The sequence below is a fragment of the Variovorax sp. RA8 genome (assembly GCF_901827175.1).
Taxonomy (GTDB): Bacteria; Pseudomonadota; Gammaproteobacteria; order Burkholderiales; family Burkholderiaceae_C; genus Variovorax.
The window spans coordinates 4,581,371-4,599,585 of sequence record NZ_LR594662.1 but is presented as its reverse complement, the minus strand read 5'-3'; the positions used below and the strand labels follow the sequence as shown (position 1 = coordinate 4,599,585).

The window sequence follows — 18,215 nt, the reverse complement described above, 5'->3', positions numbered from 1 at the left end:
GCAAGGATCCATCTGAGAAAAGACCCGCCTCGGCATGGCGCTAAAGCGCATCCTGCATTTCGTCGGCGATCAGGCAGGTTCGGGCGCTATGCTTGCTGTTTGCTCACTATTCGCAAGACCCATGAAGACCAAGTCTTTTCTCGAACTCGCCGACGTCAAGGCGATCGCCGCCGCGGCCGAGGCCGAAGCGCTCAAGAACAACTGGGCCGTGACCATCGCCATTGCAGACGATGCCGGCAACCTGCTGTGGCTGCAGCGACTGGACGGCGCCGCCGCCATCTCGTCGCATATCGCGCCCGCCAAGGCCCATACGGCAGCCATGGGGCGGCGTGAGAGCAAGGTGTATGAAGACATGGTCAATGGCGGCCGTACTTCCTTCCTGTCGGCGCCCGGCATGGACGGCCTGCTCGAGGGCGGGGTGCCGATCGTCAAGGATGGCCAGGTGATCGGGGCGGTCGGTGTGAGCGGCGTCAAGTCCAACGAAGACGCACAGATCGCCAGGGCGGGCATTGCCGCGCTCGGTCTCTGACGGCAAGGCCTCCAAGCAAAACGCCGACCTCGCGTCGGCGTTTTCTTGGAGGGGTTCAAGGTGGAAAAAAAGCTTGGCTAGTCGGCAAGAAGCCGTTGGCTAGCAAAAAACGACCCTTCGGAGATCAGATCTCCTCGAGTCGCCCCACGATGAAACTTGCGCGAGGGGCGAGCTGATGACCTACTTCGTCAGGATCAGCTTGCCGAGTTTGGTGGCTTGGAGCCGATACAGCGAGCCGTTGTGCATGATGCCCACGCTCTTGCCGCCCTTGAGAAGCTCCGCGCTCTCGAAGAGGGGGGCCGGCCGGGGAGGCTCGCTGCTTGCGCGGCCACCGCCCGAATAATCGAGCGAGGGATGGCTCAGGACATTGAACGCGTTGGGCACGGCTTGCATCGGTATTCCCTTCATCGAAACGATGAGTGAATGATAATGATTCTCAACAAAAAGTCAATCGGCGCGATAAGTTTTTCCCGCTCGCACGCTGCCGCTATTTGGCTTCGGGTTCGGTGATGAAGCCGATCTTGCGCACGCCGGCTTCGCGTGCCGCGGACATGGCTTGCGCCACGCGCTCGTAGCGCACCGCCTTGTCGCCGCGGATGTGCAGCTCGGGCTGCGGGTCCTTGGTGGCCTCGGCAGCCAGGCGCGTCTTCAATTCGCTGTCGTCGATCTTCTGCTCGTTCCAGTAGTAGCTGCCGTCGGCCGTCACCGTGAACAGGATGTTCTGTGGTTTGGTCTGCTCCGGCTCGCTGCTGGCGCGGGGAAGATCGATGTTCACGGCATGCTTCATCACGGGGACAGTGATGATGAAGATGATCAGGAGCACCAGCATGACGTCGACCAGCGGCGTCATGTTGATCTCGTTCATTACCTCGTCGGGTTCGTCCTGGGTACCAAAAGCCATGGTATTCCTCAACTTTTCTTGAGCGGGACCACGGTGGCCTCGACGCCGCTTTGCACCCGCGCGCCGGTGACAAAGTACGCATGCAGGTCATGCGCGAAGCTGTTGAGCTTGGTCAGCACGAACTTGTTGCCGCGGACCAATGCGTTGTAGCCCAGCACGGCGGGAATGGCGACCGCCAAGCCCAGCGCTGTCATGATCAGTGCTTCGCCGATCGGCCCGGCCACCTTGTCGATGGTGGCTTGACCGGCCGAGCCGATGCTCATCAGGGCGTGATAGATGCCCCACACCGTGCCGAACAACCCGATGAACGGCGCCGTCGAGCCGACGGAGGCCAAGATGGCAAGGCCCGTCTGCAGGCGTGCGGTGAATTCGTCGATGCCGTTGCGCAGCGCGCGGGTGATCCAGTCGCTGACGTCGAGCGCGTCGTGCAGATGCGCCTTGGTATTGCGATGGTGCGCCGCGGCCTCGCGACCTTCCAGCGCCAGCGCGCGGAAGGGGTTGCTGTCATCCTTGCCGAGCTTGTTCAGCGCGGTGGCAAAGTCTTCGCTGTGCCAGAAGTCCTGCGAATGCCTGGCGAGGCGCTTGTATCGGATGATGTCCAGCGCCTTGATCAGGATCACGATCCATGACGCGAGCGACATGCCGATCAGAAGCAGGGCTACGGCCCGGGTGACGAAGTCGCCCTGGTTCCAGACGTTCATCAGGCCAAAGTGGGAATCCATAAACACTCCAAGGGAAGATTTAGTTCAGTACGAAGTTGACAGGAGCGTCGTAGGACATCGTTTGCGCGACGCCGCCGACCTTGCCGGGTGAGAAGCGGCACCTCAGCATGGCCTCTCTTGCAGCCTCATCCAGGCGGTCGAAACCGCTGGACTTGCGAATATCGACCTGCTTGGGCAAACCATCCGCGCCCACGACGACCTTGACAATGACCTTGCCCTGCTCGCCGAGGCGCCTGCTCATGGCGGGGTAGTTGGGCTTGCAGCTTTGCGCGTACTCCGCATCCGCGGAAGGCAGTTGCACAGCGGGAGGTGCCGGCGGAGCGGGGGGCGGTGCAGGCGGCGCAGGCGGCGCAGGCGGCGCAATTGGGGCCGGTGGCGGGGGAGGCTGGACCGTCCCGACGGGGGCATTCGGCGCGGGCGTGGGTTTGGGCTCGCGAATCGCTTGGGGCCGCGGCGGGGGCGGCGCCTTTGTGATCCGAGGCTTTGGTGGTGGTGGCGGCGGAGGAGGAGGCACTTCCTTCGGCTTGGGCGGCTCGATGAATTCGCTCAGGATCTCCACCGGTATGACCACCTCGGCGGCCCGCCGCAGCAGGCCGCTCTGCAACGCCCAGAGCGCCGCAACATGGAACAGAACGACGCTGCCTGCGATGAGCGCATTGCGTGAAAGGCCCAGAACGGAAGGAGGCGACGGGGAGAAGCGGTCAGACACGATCGAACATTCATGTGCCGGACACCGTCCAAGGCGCCGGGTGCGGCAAACCGCTGGCTGTTACCTATGAAAAATCCACCAGGCGGAGCCGCTGACGATGATCAGGCTGATGCCGAGGGCCGAGAAGAGTTCCATATCCTGCTTTCCGTGATGGCGCTGGCAAGCTGGATCGAACTCGTTTCCGATTCGCGGTTGAGCGCGGCGATCGGGTGGGAGGCGCTGCACTGTGCGACTACGTCGCGTGCGCAGCTCTCGCATTGGCCGCACTGGGTGGCGACGCCGAGTTCGAATTGCACTTCGTCGAAAGTCATCCCGGCCCGCACGTGGCGCGCGATCTCACGGTCAGACACTCGGCGACATACGCAAACGATCATGGCGGTGGGCGGCAGTCTGGCTGGCTGTTGGTAGGAGACACGATTATAAATACGAATTCCTCGCATTTGCAATAACTATGAGGGCCGGGATGGCCAAAAAAAAGCGGGGCCCCTGTGGGCCCCGCCGGATTGAGGTGGTGAACTGTCCTACTGGACCTCGCCCATCTGTGACTGAAGGTAGTTCTGCAGGCCGACCTTGCCGACCAGATCGAGCTGGGTCTCGAGGAAGTCGATGTGCTCTTCGGTGTCGTCCAGGATCCCTTGCAGGAGATCACGTGAGACATAGTCGCGAACCGCCTCGCAGTGGGCGATGCCGTCCTTGATGGTGGCCTGAGCGCCCATCTCGGAAGCCAGGTCGCACTGCAGGATTTCGGGGACGTCCTCGCCCACACGGAGCTTGGCCAGGTCTTGCAGGTTCGGCAGCCCGTCCAGCATGAAGATGCGATCCATGATCTTGTCTGCATGCTTCATCTCGCCGATGGATTCTTCGTATTCTTTCTTGGCCAGCTTGTCCAAGCCCCAGTGCTTGAGCATGCGGTAGTGCAGGAAATACTGATTGATCGCGGTCAGTTCGTTCTTCAGCTGCGCCTGCAGATGGTCGATGACTTGAGGATCGCCCTTCATGGTTTGTTCCTTGTTCTTGAAAGCATCGATTGTGTGAGCGGCGCGCAAGCGGAGGCAAGAGAGCCCACGTTGCAGCGGTCTGCATGCGGGTGAGGCTGATAGGTGTTCGCATTGACCGGGTGCCACACCGACTCATAGTGCACCGCAATATTTTCCATAGCTCATTGCTATCAACTTATTCGAATCATTAGTTATACTGAGGGCTCGCTTTTTCATCTGTCTCACCTAGGAACCTGTACATGTCCCTGATCAACACCGAAATCGTCCCGTTCAAGGCCACCGCTTATCACAATGGCAAGTTTGTCCCGGTCAGCAACGAGAGCTTCAAGGGCAAGTGGTCCGTCGTCGTCTTCTATCCGGCCGACTTCACCTTCGTGTGCCCGACCGAACTCGGCGACCTGGCCGACCACTACGCCGAATTCCAGAAGCTCGGCGTCGAGATCTACGGCGTGTCGACCGACACCCACTTCACCCACAAGGCCTGGCATGACACCTCCGACACCATCGCCAAGGTGAAGTACCCCTTGATCGGCGACCCCAGCCAGCAGCTCGCACGCGCCTTCCAGGTCCTGATCGAGGAAGGCGAAGACGCCGGCCTTGCCTATCGCGGCACCTTCGTGATCGATCCCGAGGGCAAGATCAAGACCGTCGAGGTGCACGACAACGGCATCGGCCGCGACGCCGCCGAATTGCTGCGTCGTGTGAAGGCTGCCCAGTACGTCGCCGCCCATCCGGGTGAAGTCTGCCCGGCGAAGTGGACCGAGGGGGCCGAGACGCTCAAGCCTTCCTTCGACCTGGTCGGCAAGATCTAAGCAGCCCGTTCGCGCCAGGCCCGGGCGCATTCGCACCCGGGCCTTTCCATTTCTGTCTTCCGATTTCATAGAGGTGAGTTCACCATGCTCGACGCCGGCACCAAAGCACAACTGAAAAGCTATCTCGACCGCATCACGCAACCGGTCGAAATCGTCGCTTCGCTCGATGACAGCAAGGCGTCGATGGACCTGCAGTCGCTACTGAAGGACGTGGCGGAGTCGTCGTCGCTGGTGAAGGTCATCGAGAGCCGCGACGACAACCATCGCAAGCCCTCGTTCTCCATCAACCGGCCCAGCCAGAGCCACGGCCCCCGTTTCGCCGGCCTGCCAATGGGCCACGAGTTCACCTCGCTCATCCTGGCGCTGCTCCAGGTCGGCGGCTACCCGCCCAAGGTGGAGCAGGCCGTGCTTGAGCAGATCCGTGCGCTGGACGGCGACTTCGAGTTCGAGATCTATATCTCGCTCACCTGCCACAACTGCCCGGACGTGGTGCAGGCGCTCAACCTGATGGCAGTGCAGAACCCGCGCATCAAGACCACGATGATCGACGGCTCCCTGTTCCAGGACGAGGTGAAGGAACGCCAGGTCATGGCCGTCCCCACCGTCTTCCTGAACGGCACCGAGTTCGGCCAGGGCCGCATGAGCCTGGAAGAGATTCTCGCCAAGATCGACACCAGTGGCGTCGAGCGCGAGGCGAAGAAGATCGCCGGCAAGGACCCCTTCGACGTCCTGATCGTCGGTGGCGGCCCCGCCGGCGCAGCGGCGGCCGTCTACGCCGCGCGCAAGGGCATCCGAACGGGCGTTGCGTCAGAGCGCTTCGGCGGCCAGGTGCTCGACACACTGGGCATCGAGAACTTCATCTCGATCAAGGAAACCGAGGGCCCCCGCTTCGCGCTGGCGCTGGAAGAGCATGTGCGTCACTACGACGTCGACATCATGAATCTCCAGCGTGCCTCGGCGCTGGTGCCCGGCAAGGACCTGATCGAGATCAAGCTCGAGAGCGGTGCCTCGCTCAAGAGTCGCTCGGTCGTGATCTCGACTGGGGCACGTTGGCGCAACATCAACGTGCCGGGCGAGCAGGAGTACAAGAACAAGGGCGTGGCCTATTGCCCGCACTGCGACGGACCGCTCTTCAAGGGCAAGCGTGTTGCGGTGATCGGCGGCGGCAACTCGGGCGTCGAGGCCGCGATCGATCTGGCGGGCATCGTCGGGCATGTCACGCTGATCGAATACGACACCCAGCTGCGTGCCGACGCGGTGCTGCAGCGCAAGCTCAAGAGCCTTGCCAACGTCGAGATCATCACGAACGCCCGGACCACCGAGATCACCGGCGACCAGCAGAAGGTCAACGGCCTGATCTACAAGGACCGCGTGACGGAAGAGACCCGCCGGGTGCCGCTGGAAGGGGTGTTCGTGCAAATCGGCCTCGTGCCCAACACCGATTGGCTGAAGGGTACGCTCGAACTCTCGAAGCACGGCGAGATCGTGGTCGACGCGAAGGGGCAGACCTCGGTGCCTGGCGTCTTCGCGGCGGGCGATGCGACGACGGTGCCGTTCAAGCAGATCATCATCGCGGCCGGCGACGGCGCGAAGGCAGCGCTCAGTGCCTTCGACCACCTGATCCGTACTTCGGCGCCGGCAGAAAAAGCCGCAACCGCCGAAGCGATGGCTTAGCAACCGGCTCGACGCACGAGGCTCGCGACCCTGCATCAGCAGGCGCGGCCGGTGCGTCCGTCGTTCAGTAGGTCAGCCGCTCGGGCCTCAGTTCCTGCAGGATGGTCGTCGCGATCTCTTCGATCGACTTGGTGGTGGTCGACAGCCATCGGATGCCGGCCCGGCGCATCATGGCTTCGGCCTCGCTCACCTCGTGCCTGCAGTTCTCGATGCTGGCGTAGCGCGAGTTCGGCCGTCGCTCGTTGCGGATTTCGCTCAAGCGCTCGGGCTGGATCGTGAGCCCGAAAATTTTCTTGCGATGCGGCATCAGCGCTGGCGGCAGCTGCCGGCGCTCGAAGTCCTCGGGAATCAACGGATAGTTGGCCGCCTTCAGGCCGTGCTGCATCGCCAAGTAGAGCGAGGTGGGTGTCTTGCCGCTGCGACTGACGCCGATCAGGATCACGTCGGCATTTTCGAGGTCCCGGTTGCTCTGGCCATCATCGTGCGCCAGGCTGAAGTCGATGGCCTGGATGCGGGCGTTGTATTCTTTGCTCTTGCTGACGTCGCTGAAGCGGCCGATGCGGTGGTTGGACTTCATCGCCAACTCGATCTCGAGGGGCCGCACGAAGGTGCCGAACATGTCGAGCAGCATGCCCTTGCAGCCGGTCTCGATGACCTCCAGCACGTCCATGTTCGCCAGCGTCGTGAAGACGATCGGCCGCAACCCCTCCACCTCGGCCGTGTGGTTGATCCGCCGCACCGCCTGGTGCGCCTTGTCCACCGTATCGGTGAAGGGCAGCCGCACATGGCGAGGCTTGATCTCGAACTGGGCCAGGACGGCGTTGCCGAAGGTTTCAGCGGTAATGCCGGTGCCGTCGGAGACGAAGAATACGGTGCGTGTGTGCATGCTTGGCGGCCTTGTCCTGCGGCGCGCCGACCCACTCGGCGCCTACAATCCGGCCCATTATCGGGAATGCGGCCGTCCGCTCCCGCCCCAATGCTTTCATCCATGCACATCGCCACTGCGCCCAGAGCAATCAGAACGATCGCGCCGCGCCGCCTGCATGTTGCCCCGGTTTCAACTTCTGGAGCTTTCCCATGTCTGCACTCTTCGAAGCGACCGCCCTGGTCGTACCGTTTGAAAACCTGAGAATGACCGACGTCGAGTCGGTGGGCGGCAAGAACGCCAGCCTCGGCGAGATGATTTCCCAGTTGCCGCAAGGGGTGCGCGTGCCCACCGGATTCGCCACCACGGCGCACGCGTTCCGGCAGTTCCTGGCCCACGATGGCTTGGCCGACCGCATCAGCGAAAAGCTCAGGAGCCTGGATACGGAAGACGTCCGCGCCCTGGCTGCAGCCGGGGCCGAGATACGGGCCATGGTCGAGGCCCAGCCTTTTCCCGCCGACCTGGAGCAGGCGATCAAGGCAGCCTTCGCCAAGCTGAGTGCCGGCAATCCCGAGGCCTCATTCGCCGTGCGCTCCTCTGCGACGGCGGAAGACCTGCCCGACGCCTCCTTCGCCGGCCAGCAGGAGACCTTCCTCAACGTGGTGGGCATCGAGGACGTGCTCCACAAGATGAAGGAAGTGTTCGCCTCCCTCTATAACGACCGTGCCATCAGCTACCGCGTCCACAAGGGCTTCGCCCACGATGTCGTGGCGCTCTCCGCCGGCGTGCAACGCATGGTGCGCAGCGACCTGGGTGCCGCTGGCGTGATGTTCACCATCGACACCGAGTCTGGATTCGACCAGGTGGTCTTCATCACCTCCAGCTATGGCCTGGGCGAGACGGTGGTGCAGGGCGCGGTGAACCCGGACGAGTTCTACGTGCACAAGCCCATGCTCAAGGCGGGCAAGCGCGCAGTGATCCGCCGCAACCTCGGCTCCAAGCTCATCCAGATGGAATTCGCCAGTGCCGCAGAGAAGGCCGCCAGCGGCAAGCTGGTAAAGACCACCGACGTGCCGACCGAGCAGCGCAACCGCTACTCGCTCACCGATGCCGAGGTGGAGCAGTTGGCCAAGTACGCGCTGGTGATCGAGGAACACTACGGCCGCCCGATGGACATCGAATGGGGCAAGGACGGCACCGACGGCCTGCTTTACATCCTGCAGGCCCGCCCGGAGACAGTGAAGAGCCAGCAGCAGGGCAAGGCCGAGCAGCGCTACAAGCTGCTGGCCAAGGGCGCCGTGCTGGCCGAGGGCCGCGCGATCGGCCAGAAAATCGGGACCGGCCCGGTGCGCTTGGTGCACAGCATCAGCGAGATGGACAAGGTCCAGCCCGGTGACGTGCTGGTGACCGACATGACGGACCCGAACTGGGAGCCGGTGATGAAGCGTGCGTCTGCCATCGTCACCAACCGCGGCGGGCGCACCTGCCACGCCGCGATCATCGCGCGCGAGCTCGGCATCCCGGCGGTCGTCGGCTGCGGCGATGCCACCGATCTGCTCAAGGATGGCACGCTCGTCACGGTGAGCTGCGCCGAGGGCGATACCGGCTTCATCTACGACGGCCTGCTCGAGACCGAAGTGACCGAGGTCCAGCGCGGCGAGATGCCCGAGATCGACATCAAGCTCATGATGAACGTGGGCAACCCCCAACTGGCGTTCGACTTCGCCCAACTGCCGAACCACGGCGTGGGCCTGGCGCGGCTCGAATTCATCATCAACAACAACATCGGCGTGCATCCCAAGGCGATCCTCGATTACCCGAATGTCGATGCCGACCTCAAGAAGGCCGTCGAATCGGTCGCTCGGGGCCATGCTTCCCCGCGCGCCTTCTATGTCGACAAGGTGGCCGAGGGCATCGCCACCATCGGCGCGGCCTTCTGGCCGAAGCCGGTGATCGTGCGCCTCTCGGACTTCAAGTCCAACGAATACCGCAAGCTGATTGGCGGCAGCCGCTACGAGCCTGAGGAAGAGAACCCGATGCTCGGCTTCCGCGGCGCGGCACGCTACCTCAGCGAGGATTTCGGCGAGGCTTTCGCGATGGAATGCGAGGCGCTCAAGCGCGTACGCGGCGAGATGGGCCTGACCAATGTGCAGATCATGGTGCCCTTCGTCCGCACCCTGGGCCAGGCGGCGCGCGTGACCGGATTGCTCGGTGACCACGGCCTCAAACGCGGCGAGAACGAGCTCAAGCTGATCATGATGTGCGAGGTCCCCAGCAACGCGATCCTGCCTGAGGAGTTCCTGGAATTCTTCGATGGCTTCTCGATCGGCTCCAACGACCTGACGCAGCTCACGCTGGGACTGGACCGGGATTCCGGCCTGGAGCTTTTGGCGGCAGACTTCGACGAGCGCGACCCCGCCGTCAAGGCCCTGTTGGCGCGCGTGATCAAGGCGTGCAAGGAAAAGGGCAAGTACGTAGGCATCTGCGGACAGGGGCCCAGCGACCACCCCGACTTCGCGGCTTGGCTGGCCGAGCAGGGCATCGAGTCGATCTCGCTCAATCCGGATAGCGTGATCGATACCTGGCAGCAGCTGGCGCGGCGCTGATTCGGCCGTTGAAGGGCGCGGCGGGGCTGGTCTTGTCCCGCCGCATTACAACTTTCGTCACAGCTCGAGGCTGTAATTTCGCTGTCAGCTTAAGCGGATTGCAAGCGAATGCTTCTTTGATGTCAAACTTGGCGCCCAGTGGGAGGCAGTCACCCCGGGGATTGTTCGACAAGGGCCGCTTTGAGCCTGAGAGCGCCCTGATTTCGCATGAGGACGCCATGATTCTTGTCAAGACAGAAGCCGGCCAGCAGGTGTTCAAGGATCGCTCGGTCCGGCTCACACCGCGTCAGCGCTCCGCCTTCATCCTGTTTGACGGCAAGCGTTCAGTGAGTGAGGTGCTCGAGGCCGGCATGGGGATTGCACGCGCGGACATCGACCAGATGGTCGAGCTCGGCCTGCTCGGGCGAGTGGGGGGCTCGGCCGACGCAGCCAATGCCGGGACGGTAGCGATGCCGCTGACTCCTGCGCCCGCTCTGACACAGGCCGTGGACATGCCAGCCCTGCAATCGCAGCCGGAGATCTCTGCCTCATCCGTGGCCCTATTGGAGCGTTCGAGCCAGCAGCGCTACAAGGACGCCTATCCAATTGCGACGCAACTCACCGGCAGCCTCGGCTTGCGCGGTTTCAGATTGAACCTGTCGGTCGAAGGCAGCTCGACCTACGAGGACCTGCTTGCCCTGGCGCCAAAGATCCGCGCCGCCGTGGGGGCGGACAAGGCCGTGGCGCTGGATCGCGCGCTGGGCATCTGAGGTCGGCCGCGCCGAAACACTCCAGGACGGCGATGGCCTGCTACAATAGCCGGCTTTGCCTTGCCACACTGCGACTGACGCTGCGGGTGGCTTTATCCCTTCCACGGAAGATCCACAAGGAGTGCCATGCGTCACTATGAAATCATTCTGTTGATCCATCCGGATCAAAGCGAGCAAGTTCCGGCCATGCTGGAGCGCTACAAGGGCATGATTACTGCCGGCGGCGGCAAGGTCCATCGGGTCGAGGACTGGGGACGTCGCCAGCTGGCCTACCAGATCAACAAGCTCAACAAGGCGCACTACCTCTGCGTGAACATCGAGGCCGAGCAGGCCGTGATGGCCGAGCTGGAGCATGCCTTCAAGTTCAACGACGCCGTTCTGCGCCACCTCACTGTCGTCAAGAAGAAGGCGGAGACCGGCCCCTCGTCAATGATGAAGACGGTAGAGCGCGAAGAAGCCCGCAAGGCCCAGCAGGCCGAGTACGCCGCCAACAACAACTGATGGCGTGAGCACTGCCGCAGTCAATCAGCTGGTGCTGACTGCCTGCGTCGCCGAGCTCGGTGCCTTGCGTTTCACGCCTGCCGGCCTGCCCGCCATCGATTTGCGGCTCGAACACGAGTCGACGATGACCGAAGCGGCCCAGCCCCGGCAGGTCAGGGCGGCCCTCAAGGCCGTTGCGTTCGGCGCGGTGGCCGAGCGGCTCGCGAGGCAGGCATTGGGAAGTCTCTGGCGTTTCCAGGGCTTCCTTGCCACACCGCGCAACGGCAAGCACCCAGTGCTGCACATCCAGGATTTTCAGCAAGATTAATTTTCGAGAGGTCCCACAATGGCCACGTTCAAGAAGTTCAACAAGGACAAGCGTCCGAAGCGCAACACCCAATCGCTGCTGTTCAAGCGCAAGCGCTTCTGCCGCTTTACTGTTGCCGGTGTCGAAGAGATCGACTACAAGGACATCGACACCCTGCGTGATTTCATCAGCGAGAACGGCAAGATCATCCCCGCGCGCCTGACCGGCACACGCGCGATCTACCAGCGCCAGCTCAACACCGCGATCAAGCGCGCCCGCTTCCTCGCGATGGTGCCGTACAGCGACCAACACCGCGTCTAAGGAGGCGAACACCATGCAAGTCATTCTTCTGGACAAGGTCGTCAACCTCGGCGTGCTCGGCGAGATCGTCAAGGTCAAGGACGGCTACGCGCGCAACTTCCTGATTCCCTCGGGCCGCGCGCGCCGTGCTACCGAGGCCAATAAGGCCGAGTTCGAAGCCAAGCGCGTTGAACTCGAGAAGGCCGCGGCTGCCAAGCTGACTGAAGCGCAGGCCCAGGGCGAGAAGCTTGGCGGCACCGCTGTCAAGCTGACGCAAAAGGCCGGCGTCGACGGCCGCCTGTTCGGCTCGGTCACCAACCAGGACATCGCGGACGAGCTCAACAAGCAGGGATACAAGATCGCGAAGTCGCAGGTGCGCATGCCCAGCGGCCCGATCAAGACCGTCGGCGACAGCACCGTCAACGTCGCGTTGCACACCGACGTGGTGGTCGACATCACTGTCACGGTGTACGGCGAGAGCGCCTAACGCCTTCGGCGAGGAGAAAACAAGGTCGCAGCTGCGACCTTGTCCTTGTGGGGCCGCCTTCGGGCGGCCCTTGTTTTTTGCAGCCGCAGTTGTCCCGCGCGCTGCACCGATAAGTCACTGTTTATCCACAGCCTTATCAAGTGACGCGGCTCGTCATGCGCCTTAGCATGTGCGGCTGCAAGGAAGTTCATGTCCGCCGTCTTCTCCTATGCCGACAACGACCCGTCGGCCGACCGCCAAATCGCGCAACTGCGCATTCCCCCGCATTCGATCGAGGCCGAGTCGAGCGTGCTCGGCGGCCTGCTGCTCGACAACGGCGCCTGGGACCGTATGGGCGATCTGTTGGTGGACAGTGACTTCTATCGCCATGAGCACAAGCTGATTTACGCGGCCATCGGCGCGCTGATCAATGCCAGCAAGCCGGCCGACGTGATCACCGTCTTCGAGCAGCTACAGAACCTGGGCAAGGCCGAGGAGGTCGGCGGCCTGAGCTACCTGAATTCGCTGGCCCAGTACGTGCCCAGCGCCAGCAACATCCGCCGCTACGCCGAGATCGTGCGCGAGCGTTCGATCCTGCGCAAGCTGGTCAGCGCGAGCGACGAGATCGCCACCAACGCGTTCAACACGCAGGGTAAGTCCGTCGACAAGATTCTCGACGAGGCCGAGCAGAAGATCTTCAACATCGGCGAGGAAGGCTCGCGCATGAAGCAGGGGTTCCAGAGCATGGAATCCCTGGTGGTCGAGTTGCTCGACCGCGTGAGCGAGATGGCGGAGAACCCGAACGACATTACGGGCGTGCGCACCGGCTTCTACGAGTTTGACAAGATGACTTCGGGCCTGCAGCCGGGGGACATGATCGTGCTGGCCGCGCGCCCCTCCATGGGCAAGACCTCGCTGGCGATCAACATCGCAGAGCATGTGGCGCTCAACGAGGGGCTGCCGGTGGCGGTGTTCTCGATGGAAATGGGCGCGTCCCAGCTGGCGGTGCGTATCGTCGGCTCGATCGGCCGCATTGATCAGGGCCACTTGCGGACCGGCAAGCTCAGCGACGAGGAATGGCCGCGCCTGACCGAGGCCATCGAGAAGCTGCGCAACGTGTCGCTGCACATCGACGAGACACCGGGGCTGACCACCAGTGAGCTGCGGGCGAACTCGCGCCGGCTGGCGCGCCAGTACGGACGGCTCGGCCTGATCGTGGTGGACTACCTTCAGCTGATGAGCGTGTCCAGCAGCATGAACGACGAGAACCGAGCGACGGCGGTGGGCGAGATCTCGCGCGGCCTAAAGATGCTCGCCAAGGAGCTCAAGTGCCCGGTGATCGCCTTGTCGCAGCTCAGCCGCGGCGTGGAGAGCCGAACCGACAAGCGGCCCATGATGAGTGACCTGCGCGAGTCTGGCGCCATCGAGCAGGATGCCGACCTGATCATGTTCATCTACCGCGACGACTATTACAACAAGGACAGCAAGGAGCCCGGCGTGGCCGAGGTGATCATCAGCAAGCATCGCAACGGACCGACCGGCACCGTCAAGCTGGCCTTTCTCAAGCCGCTCACCAAGTTCGAAAACCTGGCCAGCAGCGGCGACGATTTCTAAAGGCTACTGCAGCCGCGACGGCCGAGGTTCTGCCGGATCTTCTTGCAGCTGCCGCAGCATCTCGGCCAGGGTCTTGCCGGGCTCGTCGCGAAAGCGATCCGGCAGGACCTCGATGCGATCGATGCGGTCGATGCGGAAGCCGCGGAAGTCCTCCCGCAGCTCGCACCACGCCGAGAAGGTCCAGACCCGGCCCCAGTAGAAACAGCCCAGCGGTCGCACCACGCGCTGGCTCGGCGCTCCGCTGACGTCGTGGTAGTCCATGCGCAGCTTGTTGCGCGACTGGACGGCTTCGCGCAGGGTTTGCAGGCGCAGCCGCGTTCCATCGTCGAGCGCGAGCGCTGGCGCGAACAGCGCCAGGCTCTCGGCCGACACTCGTGCAGCCGGCGGGAGCACTGACAGGATCTTGCCCAGCGCGGTCTGGATGTCCTTCGCCATGGCCGGATCGACCCAGCTCTGAGCCAGGCGTGCCGAGGCCACCAACGCCGCGGCCTCATCCTGCGTGAACATGAGTGGCGGCAGGTCGAAGCCTGCACCCAGGCGATAACCGACGCCCGCCTCGCCCTCGATCGGCACGCCCTGGCGCTGCAGGTCGGCCACGTCGCGGTAGATGGTGCGGTCCGAAACCTCCAACCGCTGTGCGAGGAAGGCGGCGGTCGTGAGGCGTCGTCCGCGAATCAGCTGGACGATCTGGAACAGGCGGTCGGCACGGCGCATAAGGATGAACGGTCAAGTCGGACGAGCTTGTTCTCGAAGTCTTCCACGAAATAGTGCCGCCCGCGTTACCCCATGGCCCTGGTACTCTCGTGCTCGCGATCTCAGCCAATGATCACGCCGACGTGGATGGCGACCTGGTCGGGGCCGCTGTAGGCCTCGAAATCGCTGCGGTAGCTGCGACAGATCTCGGGGTGCTGCTCGAAGTACTGCCAGATCGATTCCCAGAGGGAGAGGACCATCTGCGGCATCTGGCCCTGCCCCGTGAAGACCAGGTAGTCGCCGGCTTCCACCGTCACGGCGGAAGGGCCGCCCGAGACCGCGACGCCGGTCGTCAGGTCGAAGGCGCCATGCGCGTCGGACTCGTAAGCGGAGTACACGCCGTAGAGCCGCATGTCGTTGACGCGGTTAGGCGTCACGGCATAGACGCGCTCGTCGAAGAAGCGCGTCCAGAGCTTGCCGATGCGCGCTGAGTGCTGCTTGTGCTCGGTGTGGTTGCTGGTGCGCACGGTGAGACCGGCGATGTTGAAGCCTTGATGGCGTTGAAGCTGAGGTTGCATGGTTCTCTCTCCAGGTTCATCTCGTCGCTCGAGGTTGAGCGCCGGTCCCCAGACGCTCCTGAGCGCGTCGGAGACCTGGTTGCGTGAAGTCGAGACGCCATGCTGCGCGCCGGCTGCTGACAACGTCCTGTCAGCAGCCCTGCTGCAGCGCGCAAGAAAAGCCGGCTTGGAAGCCGGGGGCCGGCTACAACACCTCGCTCGCGAAATCAGCCAGCCGCGAGCGCTCGCCGCGTGCCAGCGTGATATGGCCGCTGTGCGGCCACCCCTTGAACTTGTCGACGGCGAAGGTCAGGCCGGAGGAGCCTTCGGTGAGATAGGGCGTGTCGATCTGCGCCAAGTTGCCCATGCAGATGATCTTGGTGCCGGGGCCTGCGCGCGTGACCAGGGTCTTCATCTGTTTCGGCGTGAGGTTCTGCGCTTCGTCGATGATCACGTACTTGTTGAGGAAGGTGCGGCCGCGCATGAAGTTCATGCTCTTGATCTTGATGCGGCTGCGGATCAGCTCGTTGGTGGCTGCGCGCCCCCACTCGCCGGCGCCGCCGCCGTCGCCCTTGGCCAGGAACTCGAGGTTGTCGTCGAGCGCGCCCATCCATGGGCCCATCTTCTCCTCCTCGGTGCCAGGGAGGAAGCCGATATCCTCGCCGACGCTCACGGTCGCGCGGGTCATGATGATCTCGGTGTAGCGCCGATCGTCCAGCACCTGAGTCAGGCCCGAAGCCAGCGCCATCAGCGTCTTGCCGGTACCAGCGGTGCCGGTCAGGGTGACGAGGTCCACCTCGGGGTCCATCAGCAGGTTCATCGCGAAGTTCTGCTCGCGATTGCGGGTGTTCACGCCCCAGACGGCGTTCTTGATCGAGCCATAGTCCTTGAGCGTCTTGAGGACTGCCGTCCTGTCGCGGATCTCGGTCACGCGGGCATACATGCTGGGCTCGCCCGGTGCCTCGAAATATACGAACTGGTTGATGTAGAGGTTGGGCACCAGCGGACCGCTGACCCGGTAGAAGGTGCTGCTGCCGCTCTGCCAGCTCTCGATCGGCTTGCTCTGGCGGGTCCAGAAGTCGGCCGGCAGTGCCAACGCGCCGGAGTAGAGGAGGTCGCCGTCTTCCAGTGTCTTGTCGTTCTGGTAGTCGTCCGCCGCCAAGCCCAGGGCGCGGGCCTTCACCCGCATGTTGATGTCCTTCGACACCAGCACTACCTCCTGCCTCGCGCGGCCCGGCCCGTCCTTGGCGTAGAGGTCGCGCAATGCGTGGACCACACCGAGGATCTGGTTGTCGGCCTTCCCCTGCGGCAGGCTTGTAGGGAGCGAATAGTCCAGCGGGTCGGTCTGGAAGAACAGCTTGCCGCCGGCCTCGCGGTGGCCGGTGGTATCGAGTTTCAGACCCTTGCCGATGTCGGCACCTTGCGCGGCGGCGAGCGCGTCCAGCGTGCGGCTGGTCTGGCGGCCGTTGCGGGCGACTTCGGTTGTGCCTTTCTTGTGGCCGTCGAGTTCTTCCAGCACGATCATCGGCAGGAAGATGTCGTGCTCCTCGAAACGGAACAAGCACATCGGGTCGTGCAGCAGCACGTTGGTATCCAGCACGAACAGCTTGGCCGGGCCGTTGGGTTTGTTGCGCTTCCCCTTGACCGGGCTGGCCACTTCCTTGGCTACCGCTGCCGGGCGGCGCTCCTCGCTGCTGCGCGCGACCGGTGTGACAGGCAGTGGGGCTTTCACGCTCGGCAGGGGCGGCGCCTCGATAGGAGCGCTGCCTTCCGCGGCGCGCCGGTCGAACAGTTCGAGCGGCTGAGGCCCGCTGGACCGAGTCTCTTCAGCCTGCCGATCGGAGGAGCGGCGGCCGCCCTTCCCGTGCAGGGAGCGGGCAGGCGCGTCGTGTGCGTCCGGCGAAAGCAGCGCGGCGCGTTTCGTGGGGGCGGGGGGCAGGGGCATAGGGCGGTTCGCTCGCAGGAAAGAAGGGGCCAGAAAGCGAAAAAGCCGCCTGAAGACCCAAGCGGCTTTGTTCGGTGGATGCGGTCGCGGAGCTCAACGGCATGGAATCATTATGCACATCGGCTGTGACAGGTTCCGTGATCGTTGCGCATCGCCAACGCGTGCTGGCACAAGCTCACGAATGTTGCCTACCAGGCGACTACTTCTTGAGGGTCTTGACGGCCTTGAGGACTTCGTCGACATGGCCGGGCACCTTGAGACCACGCCATTCAGCCTTGAGCACGCCGTCGGCGCCGATCAGGAAGGTGCTGCGTTCGATACCCTTGACCTTCTTGCCGTACATGATCTTGTTCTTGACGACACCGAACATGTGACACATCTTTTCCTCGGTGTCGGCGATCAGTTCGAAGGGGAGTTCGAGTTTGGCCTTGAACTCGTCGTGCGACTTCATGTTGTCGCGCGAGACGCCGAACACGGTGGCTCCGGCCTTGACGAAATCCTTGTAGCGATCGCGGAATTGCATCGCTTCGGTTGTGCAACCGGGCGTATTGTCCTTGGGATAGAAATACATCACCAGCACTTGCCCGAGGTGCGAGGTGTTCGATACCTTGATGCCGCCGGTGGCGTTGGCGTCGAATTCAGGGATGGGTTTGTTGACAACGATCGCCATGAAACTTGTTTTCTCCGTTTGATTCCATGTTCGAGTCGGGCTTTTGGCACTCGCTCGCGGCTCAGGCCTCGAGCGCTCGATACGATGGAGATTGGTCGTTGCTTGACTGGGCGGCTCCCTGGACGATGACTGGGCGGGGCCCCGGTTCGCAACCCGGTATTTTATCCCGAAACGCCCCTATTAACCATCCTCGGGTCTCTCGACCAGCAGAGCCGCGACCACGTGGCGGCCCTCGCCCGCCAGGATGTTGTAGGTACGACAGGCCGCCCCCGTGTCCATGGTCTCGACGCCCGTGCGGCGTGCCATCAGCGGCTGGATCCAAGCGGGCTGGGGAAAGCGGATGCGCGCACCGCTGCCGAAGATGACCAGTTCGGCGTCCAGCGAGGCCAACTGTGCGAAATGCTCGGCGCCCAGCTCCTCGAAACGGCTGCAGTCCCAGGCGAAGCGCTCGCCGCGCGAGCCCACCACCACGCTGTTCTCGATCCGCTCGTTGTTGACGGCCACCCAGCCAGGACCATGCGCAGTCAGGGTCTGGGCGTCGGATTTGTCGGGCTGGAGCTTCATCGGGGAGGGGGTGGGAACTGTGGTCAAATTATAGGTTTTCCCCCGTGCACCCCG

At 63.4% G+C, this 18,215-nt stretch carries 22 protein-coding genes; 10 read left to right on the top strand and 12 right to left on the bottom strand.

Translation table 11 applies throughout. The features are described 5' to 3' along the window. Window positions 1–121: 121 nt before the first annotated feature. On the top strand, window positions 122–529 hold the full coding sequence (locus E5P3_RS21615) for a GlcG/HbpS family heme-binding protein (RefSeq protein ID WP_162587836.1): 408 nt from the start codon (window positions 122–124) through the stop codon (window positions 527–529). Window positions 530–709: 180 nt separating this feature from the next. Here E5P3_RS21615 and hemP read toward each other — a convergent pair whose 3' ends face one another. From hemP to bfr, 6 genes are all read right to left on the bottom strand, one after another. Beyond that, window positions 710–922, bottom strand: a complete 213-nt coding sequence (gene hemP, locus E5P3_RS21610) for a hemin uptake protein HemP (protein WP_162587835.1) — start codon at window positions 920–922, stop codon at window positions 710–712. Between the two features lie 94 nt (window positions 923–1,016). Then, the gene (locus tag E5P3_RS21605; protein WP_162587834.1) at window positions 1,017–1,430 is read right to left on the bottom strand and encodes an ExbD/TolR family protein; all 414 of its coding nucleotides are present in this window, start codon (window positions 1,428–1,430) and stop codon (window positions 1,017–1,019) included. An 8-nt stretch (window positions 1,431–1,438) separates the two neighbouring features. Next, window positions 1,439–2,152: a MotA/TolQ/ExbB proton channel family protein gene (locus E5P3_RS21600; protein ID WP_162587833.1), complete on the bottom strand. Its 714-nt coding sequence runs from the start codon at window positions 2,150–2,152 to the stop codon at window positions 1,439–1,441. 19 nt (window positions 2,153–2,171) lie between these two features. Continuing rightward, a complete protein-coding gene (locus E5P3_RS21595; RefSeq protein ID WP_443083292.1) occupies window positions 2,172–2,864 on the bottom strand; it encodes an energy transducer TonB in 693 nt (230 codons plus the stop codon). A gap of 98 nt (window positions 2,865–2,962) precedes the next feature. Beyond that, window positions 2,963–3,235 carry a (2Fe-2S)-binding protein gene (locus E5P3_RS21590; protein WP_162589786.1) on the bottom strand — a complete coding sequence of 91 codons (273 nt, stop codon included), beginning with the start codon at window positions 3,233–3,235 and terminating at the stop codon, window positions 2,963–2,965. 147 nt (window positions 3,236–3,382) lie between these two features. Further along, the gene (gene bfr / locus E5P3_RS21585; RefSeq protein ID WP_162587831.1) at window positions 3,383–3,859 is read right to left on the bottom strand and encodes a bacterioferritin; all 477 of its coding nucleotides are present in this window, start codon (window positions 3,857–3,859) and stop codon (window positions 3,383–3,385) included. Between the two features lie 239 nt (window positions 3,860–4,098). On the opposite strand from bfr, the gene ahpC reads away from it, so the two are divergent. Both ahpC and ahpF read left to right on the top strand, forming a co-directional pair. Then, window positions 4,099–4,671: an alkyl hydroperoxide reductase subunit C gene (gene ahpC / locus E5P3_RS21580; RefSeq protein ID WP_162581782.1), complete on the top strand. Its 573-nt coding sequence runs from the start codon at window positions 4,099–4,101 to the stop codon at window positions 4,669–4,671. An 84-nt stretch (window positions 4,672–4,755) separates the two neighbouring features. Beyond that, window positions 4,756–6,345 carry an alkyl hydroperoxide reductase subunit F gene (gene ahpF / locus E5P3_RS21575; protein ID WP_162587830.1) on the top strand — a complete coding sequence of 530 codons (1,590 nt, stop codon included), beginning with the start codon at window positions 4,756–4,758 and terminating at the stop codon, window positions 6,343–6,345. Between the two features lie 64 nt (window positions 6,346–6,409). Here the strand turns inward: ahpF and ppsR are convergent, their stop codons facing one another. Next, a complete protein-coding gene (gene ppsR, locus E5P3_RS21570; RefSeq protein WP_068683054.1) occupies window positions 6,410–7,231 on the bottom strand; it encodes a posphoenolpyruvate synthetase regulatory kinase/phosphorylase PpsR in 822 nt (273 codons plus the stop codon). A 191-nt stretch (window positions 7,232–7,422) separates the two neighbouring features. Here ppsR and ppsA point away from each other — a divergent pair, with 191 nt between their 5' ends. The 7 genes from ppsA (at window position 7,423) to dnaB (ending at window position 13,732) form a co-directional block, all read left to right on the top strand. After that, complete coding sequence (ppsA, locus tag E5P3_RS21565) at window positions 7,423–9,816, top strand: phosphoenolpyruvate synthase (RefSeq protein WP_162587829.1); 2,394 nt, start codon at window positions 7,423–7,425, stop codon at window positions 9,814–9,816. Window positions 9,817–10,034: 218 nt separating this feature from the next. Further along, window positions 10,035–10,565, top strand: coding sequence for a hypothetical protein (locus tag E5P3_RS21560; protein ID WP_162587828.1), 531 nt, complete (start codon window positions 10,035–10,037; stop codon window positions 10,563–10,565). 126 nt (window positions 10,566–10,691) lie between these two features. Further along, window positions 10,692–11,066: a 30S ribosomal protein S6 gene (rpsF, locus tag E5P3_RS21555; RefSeq protein WP_068683060.1), complete on the top strand. Its 375-nt coding sequence runs from the start codon at window positions 10,692–10,694 to the stop codon at window positions 11,064–11,066. A gap of 4 nt (window positions 11,067–11,070) precedes the next feature. After that, complete coding sequence (priB, locus tag E5P3_RS21550) at window positions 11,071–11,373, top strand: primosomal replication protein N (RefSeq protein WP_232073255.1); 303 nt, start codon at window positions 11,071–11,073, stop codon at window positions 11,371–11,373. An 18-nt stretch (window positions 11,374–11,391) separates the two neighbouring features. Then, complete coding sequence (rpsR, locus tag E5P3_RS21545) at window positions 11,392–11,673, top strand: 30S ribosomal protein S18 (RefSeq protein WP_007830781.1); 282 nt, start codon at window positions 11,392–11,394, stop codon at window positions 11,671–11,673. A gap of 13 nt (window positions 11,674–11,686) precedes the next feature. After that, on the top strand, window positions 11,687–12,139 hold the full coding sequence (gene rplI, locus E5P3_RS21540) for a 50S ribosomal protein L9 (protein WP_162587827.1): 453 nt from the start codon (window positions 11,687–11,689) through the stop codon (window positions 12,137–12,139). Window positions 12,140–12,328: 189 nt separating this feature from the next. Continuing rightward, on the top strand, window positions 12,329–13,732 hold the full coding sequence (dnaB, locus tag E5P3_RS21535) for a replicative DNA helicase (RefSeq protein WP_068683066.1): 1,404 nt from the start codon (window positions 12,329–12,331) through the stop codon (window positions 13,730–13,732). 3 nt (window positions 13,733–13,735) lie between these two features. Here dnaB and E5P3_RS21530 read toward each other — a convergent pair whose 3' ends face one another. The 5 genes from E5P3_RS21530 to E5P3_RS21510 form a co-directional block, all read right to left on the bottom strand. Further along, window positions 13,736–14,446, bottom strand: coding sequence for a helix-turn-helix transcriptional regulator (locus E5P3_RS21530; protein ID WP_162587826.1), 711 nt, complete (start codon window positions 14,444–14,446; stop codon window positions 13,736–13,738). A 101-nt stretch (window positions 14,447–14,547) separates the two neighbouring features. Then, a complete protein-coding gene (locus tag E5P3_RS21525) occupies window positions 14,548–15,003 on the bottom strand; it encodes a GyrI-like domain-containing protein (protein ID WP_162587825.1) in 456 nt (151 codons plus the stop codon). Between the two features lie 184 nt (window positions 15,004–15,187). Further along, window positions 15,188–16,927, bottom strand: coding sequence for a PhoH family protein (locus tag E5P3_RS21520; protein WP_162587824.1), 1,740 nt, complete (start codon window positions 16,925–16,927; stop codon window positions 15,188–15,190). Between the two features lie 199 nt (window positions 16,928–17,126). Continuing rightward, window positions 17,127–17,597 (bottom strand): peroxiredoxin, encoded by a 471-nt coding sequence (locus E5P3_RS21515; protein ID WP_162575924.1) that lies wholly within the window; start codon window positions 17,595–17,597, stop codon window positions 17,127–17,129. A gap of 180 nt (window positions 17,598–17,777) precedes the next feature. Next, complete coding sequence (locus E5P3_RS21510; protein WP_162589784.1) at window positions 17,778–18,161, bottom strand: Mth938-like domain-containing protein; 384 nt, start codon at window positions 18,159–18,161, stop codon at window positions 17,778–17,780. Between the last annotated feature and the right edge of the window lie 54 nt (window positions 18,162–18,215).